Source organism: Bacillus sp. LR--39, from assembly GCF_053613335.1.
In genome coordinates, this window is the sequence record NZ_JBSIOT010000998.1 from 1 (window position 1) to 661 (window position 661).

At 49.8% G+C, this 661-nt stretch carries 2 protein-coding genes; both read right to left on the reverse strand.

Annotated features, from left to right (window positions below; genetic code table 11):
* A partial coding sequence (locus tag ACWHAR_RS28015; protein WP_452088558.1) for an isocitrate lyase/phosphoenolpyruvate mutase family protein occupies positions 1-553 on the reverse strand: 553 nt, incomplete at its 3' end.
* A gap of 16 nt (positions 554-569) precedes the next feature.
* On the reverse strand, positions 570-661 hold a 92-nt coding region (locus ACWHAR_RS28020; RefSeq protein ID WP_452088559.1), incomplete at its 5' end, for a hypothetical protein.

Sequence of the window (661 nt, forward strand, 5' to 3'; positions counted from 1 at the left end):
CCGCCTCAATGTAAGCCTCTGAACGTTTTATTGCGGCAGCAAGCCCTTCCTTCGCCCTGGCATCAGTACGGGCAACAACAATAAGGGAGGGTGCCGCTTGTTTAATGGCTTTTATTTTTTGCGCCATTTCCTTTATCGGAACTAGCTGTTTGCCATTTAAATGTCCGCATTTTTTTGGGAGCTGCTGGTCTTCTATTTGAACGGCTGCTACCCTTGCTTCAAGCATCTCCCGGGCTGTTCGGGCGGCATTTAAGACACCGCCAAATCCCGTATCGATATCCACAAGCAGAGGCAGATCAGCTGCACGCACAAGATCTTTGGCCCGTTCAGCTATCTCTGCCGATGTGATGATCCCTAAATCAGGCAGCCCCCTGCTGGCTGTATAGGCAGCACCGGACAAATAAATAGCAGAAAAACCGGCTTCTTTCGCAAGCAAAGCGGCCATCCCGTCATGGGCGCCGGGAATTTGAAGAATGTCCGGTGCTGACATCAGCTTGCGGAAACGCCCGGCAAGCTCCTCTTGTGACGATTGCTTATTGACGATCCACGACATGAAACAAATCCCCCTTTTACATGCAGAACATGTCTACGAATTCATTTACGCGCATCGTTTGTAATGTCTCATAGCTGGTACAGCGCTCATAAATGTGTTTGTGCTGTT